Below are 23605 nucleotides of genomic sequence, written 5' to 3'. Positions count from 1 at the left end.
TATCAGCAGGCATATCGCACCGATAATTTTATGGATCACTTCCTTGCCGAGGAAGAAATAAATCGAGCACATTAGGGCGAAGACTGAGATTAACAACAGTTGTATCTTATTGTAACTCATGATGGACAATTGGTTTGTTTTGTAACCTTAAATATAAGCAATTATGGAAATATATCAAAAAAAAGAGGCGGTTTTTTCAACCGCCTCTACTGCAAATAAAGCCTATTTTACTTACAATTTCTTTATTCTGATATTTCTGAAGAATACCTCTGTACCATGGCCTAAGAAGCCAATATGTCCAGATTTATTTTGTACACCAGGGTGGTTCTTTTTATCAGCAGGACCATTTTTAGTCGCTTCTTTTAAGTCGCCATCCACGATTACTTGACCATTTACGGTTACTTTAATCTTGTTTCCTTGAACACGAATCTCTTCCGTATTCCATTCGCCAAGTGGTTTTAAAGAACCACGCTTTGCAGCGATAATTCCATATACCGAACCATGGTATTGATATTCCTTCAAATCTTTATAAACGTCAGCATTATCATCTAACACTTGGACTTCCATACCAGCATAAGCCGCATCCCCATCAATAGGCGTGCGAATTCCGATACCATTATTTGCACCAGGTGTTAATTTGAATTCAAAGCGATAAACGAAATCTCCATACTCCTCTTTGGTATAGATATTCTTACCGAATTTCGCATCTGGGTTTGAGCGAATATAGCCTTCTTTGGTAATCTCGTAAGCTGCAGAGCTTGTCCATTTGTCCGTGTTTGTACCATCGAATAACATGTCAAATCCCTCTTTCTTCTCAGTATCGCTCAATTTAAATACTTCAAGACGTGGAATCTCTTTCACGTAGATATCGCGATACCAAACACGTGAACCATGTGCTTGCAATTCCAATTGTTCTGTTGGGAAGATTGATTGATTACGATCCCAGTAGTTTTCTAACGTTACGTTGTCAACTACTAATTCTCCATTTAACCAAACAGAAACCTTCTCACCAACCATTTTGATTTTGAATGTATTCCATTCGCCTAAAGCGTTATCAGCTACTTTCGATGGATCTTTAGCATTCTTGCTGTTGTTGTATAAACCGCCAGAACCTACTTGTGCACCGACATTCGTACGAGAGATATCCCAAATTTGAACTTGTGGTGTACCTCTTAAGTAAACTCCTGCATCAGGCTCTTTACCTTGAGGATCCAATTTCCAGTCAACCAACATCTCGAAATCGCCATATTTCTTAACCGTAGCAATATTATCGCCATGACCAGAGAAAACTAAATCGCCATCAATTGCTTGCCAGCTTTCGCGCATTTTTTGATCCGCTGCTACTTGTTTTTTCTCTAATTCCGCTTTTGACATCGCAGCACGCTTAATAGGATTCTCTACTAAGCCTTTCCAGCCAGTTAAGTCTTTACCGTTGAAGATAGAAACATACCCTTGTTCAGCAGGCATCTCCGATAAGTGACGAACAACCGCCTCTCTTAGATAGGAGCTTTCGCTTCCTGATAAGTTATCAGCAGCTTGATTTAAAATTGCACGTACATCAGCACCTACAAATTCTTTATTATCCATCGCGATATTCATCGCCACGTTGGAAGCCGTACCTTTCAGATCTGCATCATTCATGTATCCTTTCGCAAACATCATTGCTTGGTAAGTACCTGTACTTTGTAGACTACCTAAAGCTGCTTGCTTTTGCTTTGCATTCTGCGCTAAGGCGAAAGCATCACGTAGAGTCAAAGTCTTTTGTTCTGCAGATTGCGAACTTGCGTTAACTTGTTTGATTAATCCAGTAAAGATGGTATTGAATAAATTCGCATCTTTTTCCGTTCTCGCTAATTTGATTAAGCTTGGTAAAGCCTCTTCATTGTTCCATTTAGACAAAGCATCAATCGCAGCACCTTTTAATCCTGGATTTGAAACATAATTCTCAACCGCTTTTAAGGCATCAGCACCACCTACTCCCGCAAAAATCGGGAAGTACTTCGCAGCTGAAGGCGCTGAAGAACGAGATATATTCGCCGCTAAGCGCTGTACCTTCGCATCTTTATCAGCACTCGCTTGCAATGCTAGAATTCCCGCTTGCTGTGCACTTGCTAGGTCTGCTCCTTCGGCATCATTCACTAATGTAATCACGTTTTCAAAATCAGCACTGTTTACCACATTTGGCAATGCTTTGAAGGCTGCAGCACGAACTGCTTTATCCGATGATTTTGTCAATGGCAATACCACTGCCGCAGAACTCGGATTCATACGCTGTGCCAATACATCTAATAAGGCCAATTGTGTTTTTGTATTCGCATTCGGCAAAGCAGCGTTTACCAAATCAATTGTCCCTGCATCTTTTGATGATAACAACATTGATGTAATGGTCTTTAACTCGCTGTCCGAAGCACTTGGAAGATGCTTCAATAAGAAAGGTACATTTGTTCCTTTGGTCAATACCGATAAAGCATTGTATGCCGCAACTTTCGCTTCAGCATCCTTCAATTTAGGGAATCCCTTTTCAATTACAGAAACAGCGCCTGTCGCATCATTTGTTGCTAAAAAGTTCAATACACTTTCTTGTGCATCGCCGTCCAATTTACGGATAGAGCTCGCTAATTGTACATAGTCTGCTGCGGAAGCATTGTCTGCTAACAAGCCTAAGGCCACATTACGTAAAACCTTATTATCCGATGCAGCTAGTTTAACCAACTGTTTCTTTTGGCTTTGCGGATTGATTGCAGTTAACACTTCTAAAGCACCTACTTGAACTGCCGACGCTTTTGCTTTTCCAGCGTTATTGAATAAGGTAGTCGCAAATTTACTTGCCGCAGCCTCATCCTTCTTTGCTAATTGCTTTGCGTAGTTGATCGCTAAACTAGAAGCATTTGTTTTATCGTAGCGATAGTTTAATGCTTGCGCTTTATCTAAAAATACCGAAGAAGATTGCGTACCACCGATTTTACTCAACGCTGTCAAACCATTCCATTGGAAATTCTCCGAAGGGTATTTAGAAATTAACTCAATAATTTTTGCTTCCGATTCGCTAGCTTTTAAATCACCTAAAGCAGCAATAATTGCGGTTGCAGTTTTCTCCGTAGCAGCTGAGCTCAATGCGCTATTTAAAGCGGCTGCAGCTTCTGGTGTACGAATCGCATTCAACACACGAGCAGCTTTCTCTGCTAAATACTCGTCTGCTAAGTAAGGCGCAACTTTCGCAATCGCATCATTCTTAGCACAGAATTTCAACAATTCGAAAATATAACCCTTATTATTAGCGTCTTTTAAATTATCTAATGCAGATAATAAACCTTGAACATAAGTTGCTCGTTGGCTTTCGAAGCCCGGTTGCATCACATAGAAGGCATATGAATTTGTAGCATACTCAATTGGCGCATTATTGCCCCCTTGAGGTTGCAATCCTAATAATAGCTTAGAAACATCATCAGAAGTGAATCCTTCAAGCTCTTTCATTGCAGAAAGAAACTTAGACTGCTCAGCAGCAGGCTGTTGAGCGAGCACATCAGCAATCTTAGTCGCTGAGGTTCTATTCGCCGGTTGTTGCGCGTAGGCAGCAACTTGTATAAATAGTAAAGCGGTTATCGTATTAAATACTTTTTTCATGATTTTTCTAGGGAATTAAAATGTCCAAGGACCTCTCATTGGTTGATTGATTAATCTGTTTGCTGCATCATCATTCACAAACTCTTGCTTCGCAGAATCGAATTTCAAGTTTCTGTTTAAACGTAATGCTGCTAAACCTAGGTTCACTAGCGTACATGAGTAATAACCGTTTTGCTCATTCAAGGCAAATTTTTGACGCGTACGAACCGCTTCCACGAAATCTGTAACTTGTGGTGCTGGGTCCGGATATTGCGCTAACTTACGCTCCAAATCTGGAATATCGGATACAAATCCACGGTATAGTTTACCTTGTGGACCTTCCACATAAGCTTTACCTTCTTCTGTTCCGGCACCATCTAATATAATCTGACAGCCATCAGCATAGGTATAAGTAATCTTACGCCAAGTACCTACAGCATCTGAGTGTTGTTGTGGAGCGTCCACCTCAACCGATACTGGACTCTCATTGTCTTTTCCTAAGAAATATTGAACAGGATCTAAATAGTGTTGTCCCATATCACCAAGACCACCACCATCGTAATCCCAATAACCTCTAAAGGTTAAGTGTGTACGATGTGCGCTATATGGTTTATACGGCGCAGGGCCTAACCACATTTCATAATCTAATTCTTTTGGCACTTCTTGAACTGGTAAGTTTTCTTTTCCTACCCAGTAGAATTTCCAGTCAAATCCTGTATGTTTCGAGATAGTAACTTTTAACGGCCATCCTAACATCCCAGTATCCACCAATTTCTTGATCTTTTTCACTGGAACATTCATTCCATAGAAATTCGAATCGAAACGGAACCATGTATTCAAACGGAAAATATTGCCATGCTGTGCAACAGCTTCTTTCACTTTCTTACCTTCACCAATAGTTCTTGTCATTGGCTTTTCACACCAGATATCCTTACCCGAGCGTGCAGCCTCAACAGCCATTAAACCATGCCAGTGCGGAGGTGTAGCAATATGTACAATATCTACTTCTGGATTATTGATTAAATCTCTGAAATCATGGTGCTCTTTAACTCCGCCTCCAAGCGCTTTCTGCGCTAATGCCAAATGACGTGAATCCACATCACAAATAGCGACAGTCTTAGTTCCAGCGTAAGCAAAGTGGCCACGGCCCATAGATCCTACACCAATAACACCCTTGGTTAAATGGTCACTTGGGGCCAAATATCCTTTTCCAAGTACGAATCTTGGTACAATGGTAAAGGCTGCTGCCCCGATCAACGATTTCTTAATAAAATCGCGTCTTGAAGAATTATTGTTTTCTTTCATAATGTTTATGGTTCCATAGTTAGAACACTATACGCCTAATATTGTCTCTTTAACTTGGTCGATTTTGTATTTAGGTTAATAGTTATCCAATCATAAAAACTTTATAAATAGATTAAGTTACAAGATTATAAAAAGTTTTCATTTTTGACTTATTCAAAATTGCCAAAACAATATTATTTTAAGTCAATATGAATCGATGAATATAAAATTTATTAAAACAATCGGTTGCGTAAATAAAATATTACGAATAAATCCGCCGTTTTGTTAAACAAATGATATTCATCAAGTTCCGAGAATTTAACCCGAGATCTCATCTAAGGTATGTGTTTTTTGGCTCATTTTAGGCAAATTTTTACCTGCTCTAAAAAGAATTTCGGAAGCGATAAACCCGGCATTGTAAATCCGAAAAAATCAACATCTGCGATCGGCCTCAAACTCAGCTCATACCTTCAAAATACCCTTCATTCGGCTAAGCTAGGGCTAATCTAGGCTTAAGGTAGGGTTCAGCTTAAATCCATTGTCTAAGAGAATCGCAAATCAGAAAAAATCAAATCCATCTTTTTCAGAATTGCCTAGAGATATACGTTTGAAAATGCTTACATTTAGATAAAAATCAATCTCATGCAATTCGACACTGCAAGAATAAACCAACTTGAAAAGTTAAAGCAAACAACATTATGGGATTTTGTGATTATCGGTGGCGGCGCCACTGGACTCGGTACGGCTGTAGATGCGGCAAGCCGAGGTTTCAAGGTACTCTTAATTGAAAAGTACGATTTCGCTAAAGGAACCTCCAGTAAAAGTACCAAACTAGTACATGGTGGAGTTCGCTACCTAGCAAACGGCGATATTAAGCTAGTAATTGGGGCATTAAAAGAAAGAGGACTTCTCTTTAAAAATGCGCCACATGTTTCTTCCGCACAATCTTTTGTGATCCCCCTATACTCTACTTTCGATAAATTAAAATACCTTATTGGATTAAAGCTTTATGACTGGTTAGCCGGCAGTCTTCGCATTGGCAAGTCAGTCTTACTTTCGAAAGCGGAGGTTAAAGAAAAGCTACCACATATTAAGGAAGATGGATTAACGGGCGGGATTCTGTATTACGATGGACAATTCGATGATGCCCGTCTTGCAATCAATTTAGCGCAGACAGCTATTTCGCATGGCGCTACTGTGTTGAATTATATGGAAGCCATAGCAATCGACAAAGATCAACAGGGCAAGGTAAATGGATTAACAATTCGTGATACCGAAGATGGTAGCAGCTATACTGTTCATTCAAAGACGGTGATCAATGCTACTGGTATTTTTGTCGACGATATCCTCAAACTAGATACAGCAACACATAAGAACTTAGTGCGTCCTAGCCAAGGTTCACATATTGTTATTGATCAGAAATTTCTCGCTGGACGTGATGCGTTGATGATTCCAGAAACCTCCGATGGACGCGTATTATTTGGCGTTCCATGGCATAATAAGGTGCTCTTAGGAACTACTGATATTCCGATTCAGGAGCATCAAATAGAGCCTAGACCTTTGGAAGAAGAGATAGAGTTTATCTTAGCAACGGCCAAGGACTATTTAAACCCCTATCCTACGCGTGCCGATATTTTGAGTATCTACGCTGGCTTGCGACCTTTAGCGGCTCCAAAGGACAACGATAGTGGCAGTACGAAAGAGATTTCTCGTGATCACAAGCTGATCGTAAGTGAATCCAAATTGATCACCATCACTGGTGGTAAATGGACCACCTACAGGAAGATGGCTCAGGATACTGTCGACGCTGCAATTACTGCAGGCGGGCTTGCGCATATCGCATGTAAAACCACAAACTTACCGATACATGGATCTACACATCAGGTTCAAGCTGGACACTGGACCTTCTATGGAGTAGATTACCTTCAGATTCAATCCTTGATGCAAGAACATGAGGAATTAAAAACCCCTCTCGTAGAAGGCTATGAATATACCCAAGCGGAAGTCGTTTGGGCATGCCGTCATGAAATGATTCGTAAGGTCGAAGATTTTCTGGCACGCCGATGTCGCCTTTTACTTTTGGATGCGAGAGCCGCTGTGCAAGCCGCTCCTACAGTTGCCAGAATTATGGCTTCGGAGCTTCAGAAGTCGGCAGAATGGGAAAAAGAGGAAGTTGAATCATTTAATAAACTAGCAAATAATTACCTATTGTAAGATAACCACTTATAAATTTATTTTGAATGAAAGAATATATTATTGCACTAGACCAAGGTACGACGAGCTCTCGCGCAATTCTCTTTAATAAAAAGGGAGAAATCGTCAATATTTCACAGAAAGAATTTCAACAGATATACCCTAAATCGGGTTGGGTGGAGCATGATCCACAGGAGATTTGGTCGAGTCAATTAGCGGTATTAACCGAAGTGTTGGCTAAATCAAAAACGAAGCTCGATACAATCAAAGGTATCGGCATTACCAACCAACGGGAAACAACCGTCGTTTGGAATCGTCGTACAGGCGAGCCAATTTACAATGCTATTGTTTGGCAAGATCGCCGGACGGCTGACTATTGTGCGCAGCTGGTTAAAGATGGGCATCTAGAATCTGTACAGCAAAAAACCGGATTATTGATTGATTCCTATTTTTCAGCGACGAAAATTAAATGGATCTTAGATCATGTGAAGGGTGCCCGAAAGCTTGCAGAACGTGGTGAATTAGCCTTCGGAACCATTGACACCTGGTTAATATGGAACTTAACGGATGGTAAAACGCATGTAACGGATGTTTCTAATGCCTCCCGCACCATGTTATACAACATCAATACTTTAAGTTGGGACGAGGAATTGCTTGCACTTTTTGATATCCCTGCTTCTGTACTCCCTGAAGTCAAAAGCTCCTCAGAAATATATGGTGAGACTTCCGGCGACTTAGGGAGCCGACAGATACCAATTGCAGGTATTGCTGGCGATCAACAAGCGGCTTTGTTTGGACAAATGTGTCTGAAGAAAGGTATGGCAAAAAACACCTACGGCACAGGCTGCTTCTTATTGATGAACGTAGGGAATAAACCCGTTTATTCGAAAAATAAGTTGGTGACAACGATTGGTTGGAAAATCGGCAAAGAGGTTGTTTATGCTTTAGAGGGATCGGTATTTATTGGTGGTGCTGTAGTGCAGTGGCTTCGTGATGAGCTAAAAATCATCAAGAAATCGAGCGATATTGAGGCTTTGGCAACGAGTGTAGATAGCACCGATGGCGTTTATTTAGTTCCTGCATTCGCTGGACTTGGCGCGCCACATTGGGATGCGAATGCCCGCGGAACCATATTTGGTATCTCTAGAGGAACTTCAGATGCACATATCGCACGTGCTGCCTTAGAGAGCATTGCCTATCAAACTTATGACATTTTGAAAGCGATGGAGTCGGATTCTTCGACGAAGATCAAAGAGCTTCGCGTTGATGGAGGCGCGACACAAAACAACTTCTTGATGCAATTTCAAGCGGATATTCTTAAAACTTCTGTTGTGCGCCCAAAAGTTACAGAAACAACAGCCATGGGTGCTGCCTTCTTAGCAGGCTTAGCGGTAGGTTTTTGGAAAGATGTGGCGGAGATTGAAGGCCTTTGGAAAGAGGACAAATTAATTAGTCCTTCAAAAACAGCCAAGCTAGCGAATAACTTGAAGGAGTGGAATCGTGCCGTGAAGGCCGTCCGCTATTGGTCAGAGAATCCAGAATAAAAATAAATCATAGCTAAACCTATTTTATGAGTCCATTTGTAGCAGAATACTTAGGAACGGCCGTCATGATCCTTCTTGGAGGAGCTGTGGTTGCCAATGTGGTGCTGAAAGGCACCAAAGGAAATAATGGTGGTTGGATTGTCATTACGACGGCTTGGGCACTTGCTGTCTTTGTTGGCGTTACGATTGCCGGTCCCTATAGTGGGGCGCACTTAAACTGTGCGGTCAGTATTGCGAATCTTGCTTTAGGCAAGCTCGATTTAATCACAACTTTAACCTATATCGCCGCCCAATTTCTAGGAGCGATGACTGGCGCTTTTGTTGTCTGGTTGATGTATAAGGATCATTTTGATGCAACCGATGATGCCGGAGCTAAGCAGGCGGTATTTTGTACAGCTCCTGCCATTCGTAACCTCCCTATCAACTTAGTTTCCGAGATTGTGGGCACCTTCGTGTTAATATTTACGATTCTTCATTTTACAGATGCAAAAATGTCAGATGATTCCGTTATCGGATTAGGAACCATAGGTGCTATACCGGTTGCCTTTTTAGTTTGGGTGATTGGTCTATCCTTAGGTGGAACAACAGGTTACGCCATCAATCCAGCGAGAGATTTAGGTCCTCGTATTATCCATGCGATTCTTCCGATAAAGAATAAAGCTGGTTTTGACGCAGGCTATGCCTGGGTTCCGGTTTTAGGCCCAATTATTGGAGCCTTATTAGCCGTAGCATTATATAGCTGCGTATACTAAAACGAAATGAAAAAAGGATTTTTTAAACTTTTGAATAAGATCAATAAAGCGGTGTTGCCGAGTTATACCAAGCTAGACCCCGCTAAACTAAGTAAGCTACAACAGGCCGTTGTAGCTTACCGATATTATGTTTTAACGCAGTCGCTCGATTAAGCGACTGTGTTTTCTGCATCATCTTCATTACCGATGACCTTCACGACGTTTTGAGGAAATACCACATTCTTGCCATCTAAAACAATCTTCACAGCTTCCGCAATATCATTTTTAGTCGCCCAAAATTCTTCGCGTTTCGCCCAAGCACGAACAATCAACTGAATTCCAGATTCTTTTAAATCGCCTACGATCACTTCTGCCTTCGGCTTATCTAAAATACGAGACTCATTATTCAAAACCGTTAGCACTGCTTCTCTAGCTACTTTGATATTGGTATCGTAAGATACAACAAGGGTAAATTGCATTCTTCGAGAAGCAATTTTTGTAAAGTTCTTAATCACCGAGTTCGCTAATGGACCATTAGGCGTGAAAACACGAATACCATCATCGTCAATCAAAGAGGTATACAATAGGTCAATACGCTCGACCGAACCGCTTGCACCTGCCCCACTGGAGATATAATCCCCCACATCAAACGGACGGAATAATAGGATTAAGACGCCTCCGGCAAAGTTGGAAAGACTTCCTTGCAATGCCATACCAACTGCTAAACCAAAGGCCGATAAAGCTGCGATAAACGAGGTTGTTTGAATACCCATCGTACTGGCTACCGTTAGTAACAATAATCCGTAGAGGGTAAATTTGATAATACTTTTCAGAAATGAACGAATAGATCGATCGACATTTCGCTTTTCAAACCTACTATCAATAAATTTGAGTACAAACTTGATAACATAGCGGCCGACAAACAGAATAAAAAACCCAACCGCAATATTAGGAAGAGCAATTACTACCGAGTCTACTAGCTTTTCTAAACTTCTTTCAACAGAAAACCAATTCATATGTGAGTGTAATTTTTTTTCAAAAGTAAGAAAATACTGCTTTCGACACATCTAAATGGCATTTTTTTAAATATCTTTAACGTATGAGCTTTCAATACTTCGATAACAACGCGACGACAAGGATGGATGAGCAGGTACTGCAAGCGATGCTACCCTACCTACAGGAATCCTACGGGAATGCCTCCAGCGTGCAGCACAAGCTTGGTAGAACCGCAAATTCGGCTATTGAGCAAGCACGCGCGGAACTGGCGAACCTGCTGAACGCTACACCGAAAGAAATCTACTTCAGCTCGGGCGCAACAGAAAGTATTAATACAGTTCTAAAGGGGATTGTACATACCTACGCATCGAAAGGAAAACATATCATCACTTGTAAGACCGAGCACAAAGCCGTGCTAACAGTTTGCGAAGCTTTGGCCAAACAAGGGGTAGAAATTAGCTACCTGGATGTTGATACAGATGGGCAAATAAGTCTGGAAGAGTTAGAGAACTCTATTCGAAAGGACAGCATATTGGTTTGCCTAATGTCTGCAAATAATGAAACTGGTGTATTGCATCCCATTGCAGAAATCGCCCGTATTTGCCAGGAGCACGATCTATTATATTTTTGCGATGCCACACAACATATTGGTAAATTACCCATTGATTTAGAAAGAATTCCAATCGATATATTAAGTTTTAGTGCACATAAATTTCATGGTCCTAAAGGTATCGGCGGGCTTTATGTTCGTCGTAAAAGCAAGCCTACTCAGATTCCAAGCTTGATTGCAGGCGGCAATCAAGAGCATGGTTTCCGAGGCGGAACGTATGCAGTTCCTCAGATTGTAGGTATGGGGGCCGCGGTTAGGCAGTTCGACTGGGAAAAGAATATTGAGAGCGTTCGGGATTATTTTGAAGCCCAACTTTTAGAAGCTATTCCCGAAAGCAGTATACACGCTGCACAATCCAGCCGCATTCCAAATACAAGCAATGTCCTCATTAAACATGTTCGCTCGACTGTTTTAATGACCAAACTACCAGAAATGGCCTTTTCGTCCGGATCAGCCTGTGTGTCGGGCTCGCGCGATCCATCGCATGTGCTCAAAGCTATGGGATTAACCGATGAGGACGCCTACTGCAGCAGTCGTTTTAGCTTCAGCAAATACACCCGTAAGGAAGATATCGACTTGGTAATTCCACAAATAAAACGTGCTGTAGAGCAGATTCGAGCAGAATCTCCAATTTGGCAAATGTATAAAGAAGGTCTAATTTGACAGAACTCAGATGATTTAGCAAATATTTGGAATTTGTTTTGATTATCTTTGTGAAATAATTGGAAGGAGAACAATATGGTTACCATTACAGATAAAGCAAAAGAACGTATTAGCAATATCATGCAACAAGAGAACTACGATAGCAATTACTTCGTTCGTGTTGCAGTAGAAAGTGGAGGATGCTCTGGTCTCTCGTATAAATTGAATTTCGACAACGAAGAGAAGAAAGGTGATCAGTTTTTCGAGGATAATGGCGTAAAGATCTGCTTAGATATCAAGTCTTACTTGTATTTAGCCGGTACAGAACTTGATTATTCAGACGGTTTAGACGGTAAAGGCTTTGAATTTCACAACCCTAATGCAACAAGAACATGTGCATGTGGGGAGAGTTTCTCAGTTTAACAATATTTCAAGCGGGTTAATGACCCGCTTTTTTTTCGTAAGCTAAAATCAATCGACTAACGAGACCATAGCGTGCCATCCCCTCGCGCTGATTATTATGTTTCAGATACTGATCATAAAATAGACCTGACAAATCCGTCAACCAACCCGTGTAATTTTCCCAATAACTTTGATCTGCTTTTAAATCGGTTTTTACGCTTGCAGAGAGCATGTCTTTGTATTTTTGAAACTGCACCTCATCTACCAGGTAAAGTGTCCTTAAAAGGTATTGTATGCTTTCGTAGTAGGCAGCATACCGAAACCATGGATCTTCATGATTGCGCAGCTTCACGTAGGCAATGAAATTACATTCATCTTCTAGACCAATCCCCATTTGATGTGCCAATTCATGACAAACTGTGAAGGGATAGGAAGTATTCGGCATGTCTTTATTGACATGGGATTCATTCGTAAAAGGATTTAGATAACCAGATGTACCAAAGTAAGATATCAATTTTGAACTTACAGGATACTTTACGTGAATTTGCGTTTTACTCAGCATTGGAAACAGGGAATCGACTCGCAATAGGGATTCGACTTCTTGATTAACGAGTTTTAGGTCTCGCTCATCAATATTCAAATTTTCCCTTATAGCATTTGCCTGCTGAATCTGCTCCTCCAGAATGCGAATATGATCTTCTAACAATACGGTGTCGACCTCTAGATTCAGCTGCTTACTGACCGGAACACGGTAATAATTCACTGCCCATGCCAAGTGAAAGAATAGATAAAGCGATAGTAAACTTCCTACAAGGATCAATAGTTTACGGAATGCATATGCGAATTGTTTTCTAAATAGCGCGATTAGCGCAGCTACGACAAGATAGACTAAGCCGAGCACAATGAGCAAATAGATGATATCGCCAATACTAAAGGGCAGATATCCAAACAAGACCTTTGGCAAATATTGATATATCGGGTAGAATGCGCGGCTATAAAGCTCTTCGACGCGTTCAGGATTAGAAACAAACCAATTCAAGCCTAGGATCAGGGCTATGCAGCTACCTATCCAACAATAAATCGACTTCAGTGGTTTGCGCTCCGACATCTGCTATTCAGCTTCGTTCTCAAAAAATAGTTTGTAGTAGTTCATTCCCTTATCTTCATCGTATCCTTTTTCAAGATACTCACGTTTTCCGTGGACATAGATATGGAAGTTCTTATCCAGCTTAATAACAGACTTATAACTCGAGGCCATCTTTTTAACGGCATTGCCAGCGATATCAAAGTTGGATTGGAATGGGCTATCAAATTCTTTCTCAAAAGCTGTTTTATAGTCTTTGAAGAGCGATGCGGCATCTGGATTAGCAATCACTTCGGTATTGAATTCTTCTTCGTTAAACTCCTCTTTGGTTTTGAAATAATTCATCGAGCGATTTAACAGATCAATCTTATCGGCTTTGTCCAATTCAAAAACTTCCTCCAATTTATCATTCACAAAGTTCTTATAGACCTTCATCAGATTTCCTGTCTGTTGGAAATTATCGTTACGAACGCGAAGCTTCAAGAAGTCATCTTTCCAATATACAGCCTCTGACCCGTTGGTTTGATCTAAGCATAACACTTTAAATCCTTCCTCAGACTCGGTATTGACGATAACTACGCCTTTATCAAGTTTATTAATGTTAATAGCCTGCTCCTCATAATTTACACCTAGGCCATCCGCCTGAGGATACACTTTAAGATAAGCTTCTTTATTCTCTGATTTAAAGATACCTATCGCGCGATGATCTTCCCCTTCTAATTGCACATTCTCCAGCGCTACAACATAGACTTCACCGGATTTAATCTTGGGGTGTTCGGATACCTCGAACAGGTATTTCGTTACGGATTTGGAGTATTCAATAAAGGATAACTGCCCTTCAAAGAAACGCTTAGAATAACTGTATACCTCATTAAATTCCAAATCATCATTGGGATGGTAAAAGCGATAGACTTCAGCTTGTTTACCGAAAGGTTTCATAAAGTATTGCATTAACAAACTTGTCAGCACTTCGTCTGAAGCGACATCGACTTCAACGTCTGATAAAGTGAAATACTCGTCTTGGCTTTTATTTCCAACATGATGGATAATAAGGTTTTCGAAGTTTGCGTCTTGGTGAAATAACATGTTTGTTTTATAAATCGTAAATATGAATAGCAGTGCGGTATGTGTTTACATGTGCATTAACGATATCTTTAATTTGCACAGAATAACCTCCGCCCATACTAACTTCTACTGGTGTATGATTTGCTTTACAGGCTTGAAAGACTAACTCATCTCTATTTTTGCAGCCTTCTTGTGTTAATTTGAACTTTCCGAGTTTGTCCGTAGCGAGTACATCAACACCAGCTTGGTAAAATACAAAATCTGGTTGTATTTGTTGGAATACGCGTTCGAGTTCTTGCGCTAATAAGTCTAGGTAGGCATCGTCTTCTATTCCTTCGGATAATCCAATATCGATATGGGACTTCTCCTTCTTAAAGGGGAAATTCTTTTCTCCATGAATAGAAAAAGTGATGATATCAGGATGATTTTCAAAAATATGTGCTGTTCCATTTCCTTGATGCACGTCGAGGTCAATGATTAAGATTTTCTTTGCGAGCTTCTGATGATACAAATAAGCAGCAGCAACTGCTTGATCGTTCAACAAACAAAAGCCCTCTCCGAAGTCCCTCCCTGCATGATGTGTTCCTCCAGCCGTATTGAAAGCGACCCCATATTGCATCGCTGCGTCACAGGCTTTAATTGTACCATCGATTAGATAACGTTCGCGATCTACTAAGGTTTGCGACATTGGAAATCCAATTCTTCGGATCATCATTGGGTCGAGCTGCAGGTCTAACAATGCGTCAACATAAGCTTTATCATGTGCCAAATAGATTAGTTCTCTATCAACTAATTGTGGTTCGAAAAAGTTATGAGTTTGTACAAGACCTTCATATAGCAATTGTTCAGGAATGAGCTCATACTTAATCATCGGAAATCGATGAGTCGAAGCTAATGGGTGTATGTATGCTTTATGATGCGCTATTTTTAACAATGCTGAAAAATTTGTCACGAATATAACCAATCAGCAAGCAATAAAAAACCCTTGTGGAAAAAGCGTTCTTTAGGTTTCGTCACTCCTGCTCGGCTAACAATTCCTATCATTTTATTCTGCCTGCTATTTCATATTTCCATTTTAATTCGATAAATTTAATTAGAATAGCGTGGCTTAATCCACAAAAGCCTGCTTAATAACCATTTGTAAACAAATTGAAAGGAAGGAGACAATATGTTTAACAAGAAGCCCTATGGATTGAATTCATCAAATTCGACAGGACACAGTCATCCCTTTATCAAGAGTATAAAGAAGGTTGCAATGAGCGATAAACCGAAGTTCCTATGGAAAGAAATTTTGGAGCATTTGCAACGACATAAATTCGAGTTCAGCAATAATTAATATTTAAAACGAAATCTATATTCAGCTGTTATTAGGTATATAGGACTATATATACAAATTTATGACGATAGATATTGATTCATTACTTGACGCTGAAATTATCAAAACAGAAGAAGATTCACGAACACAGACTCTGGATGTCACCCTGCTATTGGACGCTGAGGAACCGAGTCATGCGCAACAAAAGAAGCTTAGATTTGAGCATGTAACCTATTATTCGCGTTCGGAGATTCCGAAAGAAGGTTATCCTGTTATTCTAGAGATTAGCGAAGTCGTTCCAGAAATCGAGAAGAGTTTTGACAATGATCAGTCTAGAAAGCGATTTAAGATTGATACGACTTCGGGAATTGTCGTTCTGGAGTTCGAAGCTTGCTATCTTGTCGATTAATTGCTTAACTTCCGTCCGGAAAATTACACGTATTCATGCTGATTAATATTCACTCGCATTCCATTTCGACCAATGCTCCGGAAGATTTTGTGCTTCCAAATTGTATCGTATCGAAAGATTACCTCTATGAACAGGCCTGTTCCGCAGGTATACATCCTTGGTATATTGATTTAGATGAGGAGGCACAATGGGCAGCGCTCGAACAGTACGCTGGCAAGCCTCAGGTTCTTGCTATCGGAGAATGCGGTTTAGATAAGCTGACAAGCACGGAGTGGAATAAACAGATTCGGGTATTCGAAAAACAAATAACGCTCGCTAACGCGCTTAAAAAGCCGCTCATCATTCATTGTGTTCGCGCCTATCATGAGGTTTTCATTTCGCTTTTACGAAAAGAGGTTAAGGTTCCGGTTATATTTCATGGATTTGATCGAAACTGGCCCCTTGCTGAGCAACTGTTAAAGAATAAAAACTACTACCTTTCCTTAGGTACAGCGATCTTAAAAGGCAAATTGGATGATGTCATTCAGCATATCCCTTTGGATCGTTTTTTCTTAGAAACTGACGATAAACCAACGAAAATCTCAGATATTTATGCTTATTTTTGCCGAGTTCGAAAATTGTCTACAATACAGGTAGAGGATCAGATTTCGACTAATTTTAATAGCGTATTTAAATCAACTTAAAGATCAATGAAGGATTTATCTTGGCTTTCTCGCACCGAGGCGTTGGTGGGACGAGAAGCACTAGAAAAGTTAGCTAATTCACATGTGATGGTTTTGGGCTTAGGGGGCGTTGGTTCCTTTGCTGCGGAGTTTATCTGTCGTTCGGGAGTCGGTAAAATGACGATCATCGACGGCGATACGGTTGATCCAACCAATAGAAACAGACAATTACCAGCCTTGGCGACGAATCACGGTCAAGCGAAAGCCGAAATCATGCGCGAGCGCTTGCTAGCCATTAACCCCGAATTAGAATTAAATGTAGTACAGGATTTTGTGCTACCAGAGACTATTCCTGCTTTATTGGAATATGCTCCTGACTATTGTATTGAAGCAATTGATAGTATTACACCGAAGCTATTCTTTATCCGCTTGGCATTAGATGCTAAAATTCCATTCGTTAGCTCGATGGGCGCTGGAGGGAAATTAGACCCTACAAAGGTTCGTATTGCCGATATTGGCACAACCTATAATTGCAAATTAGCACAACATATCCGCAAGAAGTTAAAGAAACATGGTATTCGCAAAGGGGTTAAAGTCGTTTTCTCAACGGAATTACCAGACAAGGAATCCCTATTATACACGGATGGCAGTAATTTCAAGAAGTCTGCATACGGTACGATGTCGTATCTTCCGGCAGCTTTTGGAGGTGCCTTAGCTTCTGTAGCGATACAGGATTTAATGAAAATAGAAAAAGCATAAAAAAAAAGGAGCTCATGGAGCTCCTTTTTTTTATGTTGGACCGTTTAAGAAACAGGTTCTAGATACTGCGCATAGCAATATCCTTCTTCATTGTCTTTAGTTCTTACTAACCACCATTGATCATTAGCACGGCTAATTAGAGTGATAATCTCATCTTTAGCAGCCTTACCTACAATCGGTTGATCAGTACCTGGACCTTTACGAATGTTCAAGTTACTACTTTCTGTAATCACACGAACTTGCTGTCCTGTAACTGCAGTTGAAACATCGACATTCATAACGACATCGCCTGTTAAGAAATTTGGATCAATCTGGTTATAGACATCCCATAACTTGTTTTTCACATCAGCATTTGGCGCTGTACCACGAATTTGAAGTACACCATCTAATTCTGCTACTTGCAATCCGTCGATTCCTGAAGAATTTGCCGTATCAATCAGTACTTTATATTTGTCTTGTAAACTCATAATAATCTATTTAATCTTTATACCTGACATATCTACTTTCTTAGGATTTAAGGCATCCAATCCCATTTTCAACGCTTGTATACGCGCTTGTTCTAATTCTCCAGTCACAGTAATTACACCGTCTACAACTGTTGTTTTCACTGTTGGGAAATCTTTGGTGAATGTAGCAACCTTGCCTTGAAGATCCGCATCATTAGTATTCACTTGAATAGGCTCTAATGGAATCGAGTTAACGACTAGGTTATTAACCACAGACTTCACTCCTTTTGCGTCTGCTGCTTTCGCTGCTGACTCTAATTTCGCTTTCTCATCGTCAGAAGAAACGGTACCATTTAAGGTCACAACGCCGTCTTTAACTTCTACGATTACATTTGGATTAGACTGAACTGCAGTCTCTACTTTGGCTTTCAAATCGGCGTCTGAAATCTTCGATTTACAAGCGATAGTTCCCGTTAATAAAGTAACGGCAACCACTAATACAGATAAGATTTTTTTAAGATTCATAAATGACTTATTTACGTTAGTTAACACTACCTAAATCTAAACAAAAAACAAGTTGAAAATGTTTTAAAAAATAAAAGTATTTATGGTTTTATTTTAAGGGGATTTTATAGGAATTATTGTAACAACAGGTATTGAAAGGCAATAAAAAAGGATTCTAAATAGAATCCTTTTTTTGTATTATTTAATAGCTTTTATTTTGAATCGTTTACCGTTGAAATGTATCTCGTCATCAACTTCCTTTCCAAACAAGACTTCACCAATCGGCGACAGTCGAGAAACGACCATCAATATTTCATTTTCGATTTTCATAGGCCCTATCGATGTTGCTACTAAGTAGTTGAATTGATCCGTCATCACTAGGCTTCCCATGCCAACCAATTTGTTTTTACCCTCTGGAAGATTTAATAGAATATCAAGATCCTTATTGGCTTGGTTTAACTGATTCTGCAGACGAGAGAGCTCCTGTTGAGCCATCTCACGCGAAGTCTCGTACTTATCCCCCATACTACTCTTCGTGTCGTTAACAATCGCATCATTAGCCGCGTCTATAGCGACTTGAATTTCATTGACGCGATTCTTCGTTTTCTCAACACATAAGTCAATCAGCAGCTTTTTCTCTATCATATCTTGTAAAATTTAAACAAAAAACAAAGCGCCAAATGAATTTGGCGCTTCAATTAAAAACCTAATAACCAATTAATTATAATTAATTAAATTAGTTTAGTTTTTCAAAGCTTCTTTAACATTGTCAAGCTTTCTTTCTGCAGCTTTGGTTCCTTCTTCAACTTTATCAGCTGTTTTCTTAGCTGCATTGTCAATTGCTTCACCAGTTTTGTTTGCTGCGTCTTTCGTTGCATCAACAGCGTTGTTTACACCGTTTTCAACTTTTTGACCAGCTTCTTTTGCTGCAGCTTTAGTTTTTTCCCAAGCAGCGTTTGCTTCATCTAAAGTTTTTTGAGCTGCTTCTTGTGCTTTTTTGTCTCCGCTTTTAATAGCAGCATCTAAATCAGCTTGCGCTTGTTTAGCTTTTGCTTCTGCGTCTACTAAAGCTTGATCAGCTTCTGCATGAAGGTGACCAGCATGATCTTCTGCTGTCTCTAATGAATGATCTAATTTTTCACCCACTGTTGTATCGCCATCATTGTTTTTATCAACTGATGAAGTATTGTTACATGCTGAGAATGTGATCGCGCATGCAACGGCTGCTAATAATGCAATTTTTTTCATTTTTTAATTTGCGTTTTGGTTAACATTTTACAATTAGCTCAATATACAATATTTGTACCAAAAAATTTACTTTGTATATACTGTACCTTTTGCTGCTTCTAATGTATTTTTTAATAGACCAATAATCGTCATCAGCCCTACGCCTCCAGGTACAGGTGTAATCCATGACGCTTTCGGCGCTACAGCTTCAAAATCTACGTCTCCGTATAATTTAAAGCCCGATTTTGTTTCTGTAGACGTCTCGCGGTTGATACCTACGTCGATCACTATCGCACCTTCCTTAACCATGTCCGCAGTGACAAAATTCTTCTTACCAATCGCCGCTACAATGATATCGCCTTGAAGGACTTCTTCTTGAAGATTTTTTGTACGGCTATGCGTCAAGGTTACTGTACAGTTTCCTGGTTGACTATTACGAGCTAATAAGATGCTCATTGGTGAGCCGACAATATTACTACGTCCGACAACAACAGCTTTCTTACCTGCAGTATCAATTCCGTAATGCTCTAACATTAACATAATACCATAAGGAGTCGCAGGAATAAAACATGGTAAATTTCTCTGCATACGACCTAAATTGATCGGATGAAAACCATCCACATCTTTTTTATAATCGATTGCTTCGGTTACTTTTTCTGGATCAATATGCTTTGGCAATGGTAATTGAACAATTAAACCATCGATGTTTTCATCTTGATTGATTTCTGCGATCTTTGCTAACAAAGCCTCCTCAGAAATATCAGCGTCATAATGAACATTCGTAGAATCGAATCCTACTTGTTCACAGTTTCTCATCTTGCTCGCAACGTAGGTCTCACTTCCTCCATCATTGCCAACTAAGATTGCCACTAAATGTGGTTTACGACCAAGCTTTGCTGTCAATTCAGCGGCTTCTCTTTTGATATCTTCTTTAAGTTTTGCAGAAACTTCTTTTCCGTCAAGTAACTTCATGTTATAAATAGGTTGATTTAAGTTTTAGTCTAATTTCAATACCGCCATAAATGCAGACTGTGGAATCTCCACGTTACCTACCTGACGCATACGTTTTTTACCTTTCTTTTGCTTCTCTAAGAGCTTACGTTTACGTGAGATATCACCACCATAACATTTTGCAGTTACATCTTTACGTAATGCAGATATCGTCTCACGAGCGATAATCTTAGCACCAATAGAGGCTTGGATACGAATCTCAAATTGTTGACGAGGTAATAGCTCTTTCAATTTCTCACAGATTTTCTTACCAAAATCGTAAGCATTACTACGGTGAATCAAAGATGAAAGCGCATCCACAGGCTCATCGTTTAAGCGAATATCTAATTTCACTAAATCAGATACACGATAGCCAATTTGATGATAGTCAAATGATGCATATCCTTTTGAAATCGTTTTCAATTTATCGTAGAAATCGAAGACAATCTCGCCCATAGGCATTTCGAACACCAATTCAACACGATCAGAAGTCAAATACGATTGATTGATAATCGTACCACGCTTTTGAATACATAATGACATAACAGGTCCTACGAACTCTGCCTTTGTAATAATATTCGCCTTGATATAGGGCTCTTCGATTGAATCTAATTTACTTGGATCAGGAAGATCGGAAGGGTTATGTACAACAACCTCTTCGTTGTCTTTTGTTAAATACGCACGGTAAGATACGTTGGGTACGGTTGTGATTACCGTCATATCAAACTCACGTTCTAAACGCTCCTGAATAATCTCCATGTGTAGCATACCTAAGAAACCACAACGGAATCCAAAGCCTAATGCGGCCGATGATTCTGGTTCAAAGACAAGCGAAGCATCATTCAATTGAAGGCGGTGCATGGACTCTCTCAATTCCTCGTAATCCTCAGTATCTACAGGGTAAATACCCGCAAATACCATTGGTTTTACCTCTTCAAATCCTTGAATAGCAGATTCACATGGACGTTCGCGATGCGTAATGGTATCTCCTACCTTCACTTCACGCGCTTCTTTAATTCCGGATATGATATAACCTACGTCTCCAGTCTTAATAACCTCCTTTGGTACTTGATTTAACTTCAATGTACCTACTTCATCAGCGAAGTATTCTTTTCCAGTCGCCACGAACTTAACACGATCACCTTTTCTAATCTCACCGTTCTCGACTTTGAAATAAGCCATAATCCCGCGGAATGAGTTAAATACCGAGTCAAAGATTAAAGCTTGTAAAGGAGCGGTAGGATCACCAACAGGTGCTGGTATACGGTCGATAATAGCGTCTAAGATATTTGGAATTCCAAGCCCTGTCTTTCCAGAAGCAGGAATAATATCTTCACGTTTACCACCAATAAGTTCAACAATCTGATCTTTCACTTCTTCTGGCATTGCACCAGGAAGGTCCATTTTATTAAGAATAGGAATGATTTCTAAATCATGTTCCAGCGCCAAATATAAGTTAGAGATTGTTTGCGCTTGAATACCTTGGGATGCATCGACGATTAATAATGCTCCCTCACAGGCTGCGATTGAACGGGATACCTCATACGAGAAATCCACGTGGCCTGGTGTATCAATTAAGTTTAACACATAATTCTGTCCATCTCGCATATATTCCATTTGGATGGCGTGACTTTTTATGGTAATACCTCTCTCTCTTTCCAAATCCATGTTATCTAACAACTGAGCTTGTGCTTCACGTTGCGTAATGGTTTTGGTAAACTCTAACAATCTGTCTGCCAAGGTACTTTTGCCATGGTCAATGTGCGCGATAATACAAAAATTGCGTATATGCTTCATATAGGTTATTATGCCTTCAAATTAATTCGCAAATATAATTTTTTTAAGCGAGCTTTTCGCTTAAAACTTCGGCGATTATTCTATTTGACCCCGTCAGCGTTTGGCTGAGACTTAAAACATTGCGATATCAATAGCAAGAAGATACTAAATGAAATTAAAACAGATGCCAAGAATAAAAACTCATGCGAATATTTGAAGTTCCAATGTAGCCATCCACCTATCCCTTGCAAACCGAGCAAAACCTCATTTAGGCAGACCCCAATCAATAGTGCAAGGATGGCAATAAACGCTAGTCTCGTCGTCCTTAAAAACTCATGCTTAAAAGCAAATCCAATTAAAAACAGAGAGATATTAACCAAAAGCACAAGGTGCAAATAAGCAATAGCCATCGGTCGAAAGCCATACACCAAGGAACTGAGCGCAGGAATAATTGAGCAGCCTTGCAACAGAAACTTCAGACTAACTCCAATTGCAACTGCTATCCAAAGAACCGAAACCAATGTAGTAGGTGTACCAGCGAGTACTTTTAGAACGGCGATGCTATTCTTCCACACATAAAGCCAGCAACATACTTGCGTTACTACGCTCAGGATGAGCAGATAAAACAAGATTTCAGGAAATCCTTTCCACCAAACGATGGTAAGGAAATAAGTCGGTATAAGCGTAGCAGAGAAGATATATTGAACGGCTTTCGGAATTGAAAATTGAGGTTTTAAATTACATAAGAAATGATAGAATAAAGCAAGGCAAGCAAAGAAAAACCAACCATTATATTGGAAGTGCAAATAAAAATAGATCGCTGCTTGGTGCTGCAAAGGATCGTCTTGATGCGATGCTTTCAAGTAAATCAAGTAAAAAGTCCCCAAGGCTGATACGGCCGAACTGATTAAAGAAATATAATACCAATGTTTAATCGTAGACCTAAGTGCGGCTGCCTTCAAATCCTTCCAAAACTTGCGAATAAAAGCAAATGAAACCAACAAAGAGCAGCTAGATAAAATAATAGAGAACAAGGCATACCCCTGAAGTGTAAAGGCAACCAGCATCCCTACCGATGTCAGCAGATTTAAATAAAGTAAGATACTGTAGGGTTTAGGAACCGAATCTGTCGCCCGTTGCGCATTTAACATCATCGGCAACAATATCATTAAGGTCATTGATACCCAAGCGGTAAAAGCAAAATGCGAATGTGCATGCAGGAGATTCTTGTGATCAAGCCAAGGAATCGGAACAAGGAATTTATAGCGCATTAGTGCACCATATACAGCTACGATAAGAAAATCGACGAGAGCAATGATAAACCATTGCTTGTAAGAAATCTTCAATAATTGCTCCATTACCT

General features: G+C 40.0%; 23 protein-coding genes. 10 read left to right on the top strand and 13 right to left on the bottom strand.

What is annotated here, in order from left to right:
- Positions 1 to 231 precede the first annotated feature (231 nt).
- Positions 232 to 3624 carry a DUF1080 domain-containing protein gene (locus tag GFH32_RS07870; RefSeq protein WP_153510891.1) on the bottom strand — a complete coding sequence of 1131 codons (3393 nt, stop codon included), beginning with the start codon at positions 3622 to 3624 and terminating at the stop codon, positions 232 to 234.
- A 15-nt stretch (positions 3625 to 3639) separates the two neighbouring features.
- On the bottom strand, positions 3640 to 4908 hold the full coding sequence (locus GFH32_RS07865; protein WP_153510889.1) for a Gfo/Idh/MocA family oxidoreductase: 1269 nt from the start codon (positions 4906 to 4908) through the stop codon (positions 3640 to 3642).
- Positions 4909 to 5529: 621 nt separating this feature from the next.
- Between GFH32_RS07865 and GFH32_RS07860 the strand changes: the two genes are divergently transcribed.
- Genes GFH32_RS07860 through GFH32_RS18240 form a run of 4 tightly spaced genes read left to right on the top strand, consistent with a single transcriptional unit; the run spans position 5530 to position 9529 of the window.
- Positions 5530 to 7101 carry a glycerol-3-phosphate dehydrogenase/oxidase gene (locus GFH32_RS07860; RefSeq protein WP_153510887.1) on the top strand — a complete coding sequence of 524 codons (1572 nt, stop codon included), beginning with the start codon at positions 5530 to 5532 and terminating at the stop codon, positions 7099 to 7101.
- 26 nt (positions 7102 to 7127) lie between these two features.
- Complete coding sequence (glpK, locus tag GFH32_RS07855) at positions 7128 to 8624, top strand: glycerol kinase GlpK (RefSeq protein ID WP_153510885.1); 1497 nt, start codon at positions 7128 to 7130, stop codon at positions 8622 to 8624.
- A 26-nt stretch (positions 8625 to 8650) separates the two neighbouring features.
- Entirely contained in the window at positions 8651 to 9376 is a 726-nt protein-coding gene (locus tag GFH32_RS07850) for an MIP/aquaporin family protein (protein WP_153510883.1), read from the top strand.
- 6 nt (positions 9377 to 9382) lie between these two features.
- A complete protein-coding gene (locus GFH32_RS18240) occupies positions 9383 to 9529 on the top strand; it encodes a hypothetical protein (protein WP_194285681.1) in 147 nt (48 codons plus the stop codon).
- On the opposite strand, the gene GFH32_RS07845 is transcribed toward GFH32_RS18240, so the two are convergent.
- Positions 9526 to 10371, bottom strand: a complete 846-nt coding sequence (locus GFH32_RS07845; protein WP_153510881.1) for a mechanosensitive ion channel family protein — start codon at positions 10369 to 10371, stop codon at positions 9526 to 9528. The two genes, GFH32_RS18240 and GFH32_RS07845, sit on opposite strands and share 4 nt — an antisense overlap.
- An 83-nt stretch (positions 10372 to 10454) precedes the next feature.
- On the opposite strand from GFH32_RS07845, the gene GFH32_RS07840 reads away from it, so the two are divergent.
- Together GFH32_RS07840 and GFH32_RS07835 are read left to right on the top strand one after the other, a co-directional pair.
- A complete protein-coding gene (locus GFH32_RS07840; protein WP_153510880.1) occupies positions 10455 to 11624 on the top strand; it encodes a cysteine desulfurase family protein in 1170 nt (389 codons plus the stop codon).
- Between the two features lie 75 nt (positions 11625 to 11699).
- Positions 11700 to 12026, top strand: coding sequence for a HesB/IscA family protein (locus GFH32_RS07835; RefSeq protein ID WP_153510877.1), 327 nt, complete (start codon positions 11700 to 11702; stop codon positions 12024 to 12026).
- 16 nt (positions 12027 to 12042) lie between these two features.
- Here the strand turns inward: GFH32_RS07835 and GFH32_RS07830 are convergent, their stop codons facing one another.
- The 3 genes from GFH32_RS07830 to GFH32_RS07820 are packed head-to-tail and all read right to left on the bottom strand — an operon-like array spanning position 12043 to position 15106.
- Positions 12043 to 13113: a DUF3810 domain-containing protein gene (locus GFH32_RS07830; protein ID WP_153510875.1), complete on the bottom strand. Its 1071-nt coding sequence runs from the start codon at positions 13111 to 13113 to the stop codon at positions 12043 to 12045.
- Between the two features lie 3 nt (positions 13114 to 13116).
- Complete coding sequence (locus GFH32_RS07825; protein WP_153510873.1) at positions 13117 to 14175, bottom strand: nucleoid-associated protein; 1059 nt, start codon at positions 14173 to 14175, stop codon at positions 13117 to 13119.
- Between the two features lie 7 nt (positions 14176 to 14182).
- The gene (locus GFH32_RS07820; protein ID WP_317162875.1) at positions 14183 to 15106 is read right to left on the bottom strand and encodes a histone deacetylase family protein; all 924 of its coding nucleotides are present in this window, start codon (positions 15104 to 15106) and stop codon (positions 14183 to 14185) included.
- Between the two features lie 216 nt (positions 15107 to 15322).
- Here GFH32_RS07820 and GFH32_RS07815 point away from each other — a divergent pair, with 216 nt between their 5' ends.
- The 4 genes from GFH32_RS07815 (at position 15323) to GFH32_RS07800 (ending at position 17299) form a co-directional block, all read left to right on the top strand.
- Positions 15323 to 15490 (top strand): hypothetical protein, encoded by a 168-nt coding sequence (locus tag GFH32_RS07815; RefSeq protein ID WP_153510871.1) that lies wholly within the window; start codon positions 15323 to 15325, stop codon positions 15488 to 15490.
- A 61-nt stretch (positions 15491 to 15551) separates the two neighbouring features.
- On the top strand, positions 15552 to 15878 hold the full coding sequence (locus tag GFH32_RS07810) for a hypothetical protein (protein WP_153510869.1): 327 nt from the start codon (positions 15552 to 15554) through the stop codon (positions 15876 to 15878).
- 35 nt (positions 15879 to 15913) lie between these two features.
- Positions 15914 to 16561, top strand: coding sequence for a TatD family hydrolase (locus GFH32_RS07805; RefSeq protein WP_153510867.1), 648 nt, complete (start codon positions 15914 to 15916; stop codon positions 16559 to 16561).
- Between the two features lie 6 nt (positions 16562 to 16567).
- Positions 16568 to 17299 (top strand): tRNA threonylcarbamoyladenosine dehydratase, encoded by a 732-nt coding sequence (locus GFH32_RS07800; RefSeq protein WP_153510865.1) that lies wholly within the window; start codon positions 16568 to 16570, stop codon positions 17297 to 17299.
- Positions 17300 to 17343: 44 nt separating this feature from the next.
- On the opposite strand, the gene GFH32_RS07795 is transcribed toward GFH32_RS07800, so the two are convergent.
- The 7 genes from GFH32_RS07795 to GFH32_RS07765 form a co-directional block, all read right to left on the bottom strand.
- A complete protein-coding gene (locus GFH32_RS07795; RefSeq protein ID WP_153510863.1) occupies positions 17344 to 17766 on the bottom strand; it encodes an SH3 domain-containing protein in 423 nt (140 codons plus the stop codon).
- Positions 17767 to 17772: 6 nt separating this feature from the next.
- A complete protein-coding gene (locus GFH32_RS07790) occupies positions 17773 to 18270 on the bottom strand; it encodes a BON domain-containing protein (RefSeq protein ID WP_153510861.1) in 498 nt (165 codons plus the stop codon).
- A 177-nt stretch (positions 18271 to 18447) separates the two neighbouring features.
- A complete protein-coding gene (locus tag GFH32_RS07785) occupies positions 18448 to 18894 on the bottom strand; it encodes a hypothetical protein (RefSeq protein ID WP_153510859.1) in 447 nt (148 codons plus the stop codon).
- Positions 18895 to 18990: 96 nt separating this feature from the next.
- Positions 18991 to 19497: a hypothetical protein gene (locus GFH32_RS07780; RefSeq protein WP_153510857.1), complete on the bottom strand. Its 507-nt coding sequence runs from the start codon at positions 19495 to 19497 to the stop codon at positions 18991 to 18993.
- Between the two features lie 66 nt (positions 19498 to 19563).
- Complete coding sequence (locus tag GFH32_RS07775) at positions 19564 to 20448, bottom strand: bifunctional 5,10-methylenetetrahydrofolate dehydrogenase/5,10-methenyltetrahydrofolate cyclohydrolase (RefSeq protein ID WP_153510855.1); 885 nt, start codon at positions 20446 to 20448, stop codon at positions 19564 to 19566.
- A 24-nt stretch (positions 20449 to 20472) separates the two neighbouring features.
- Positions 20473 to 22263: a translation elongation factor 4 gene (gene lepA / locus GFH32_RS07770; RefSeq protein WP_153510853.1), complete on the bottom strand. Its 1791-nt coding sequence runs from the start codon at positions 22261 to 22263 to the stop codon at positions 20473 to 20475.
- 80 nt (positions 22264 to 22343) lie between these two features.
- Positions 22344 to 23600 (bottom strand): hypothetical protein, encoded by a 1257-nt coding sequence (locus tag GFH32_RS07765; protein WP_153510851.1) that lies wholly within the window; start codon positions 23598 to 23600, stop codon positions 22344 to 22346.
- Positions 23601 to 23605: the final 5 nt, after the last annotated feature.

Source organism: Sphingobacteruim zhuxiongii (assembly GCF_009557615.1).
Lineage (GTDB): Bacteria > Bacteroidota > Bacteroidia > Sphingobacteriales > Sphingobacteriaceae > Sphingobacterium > Sphingobacterium zhuxiongii.
The sequence above is the reverse complement of the archived record's forward strand: the minus strand, read 5'-3'. Positions and strand labels throughout refer to the sequence as shown.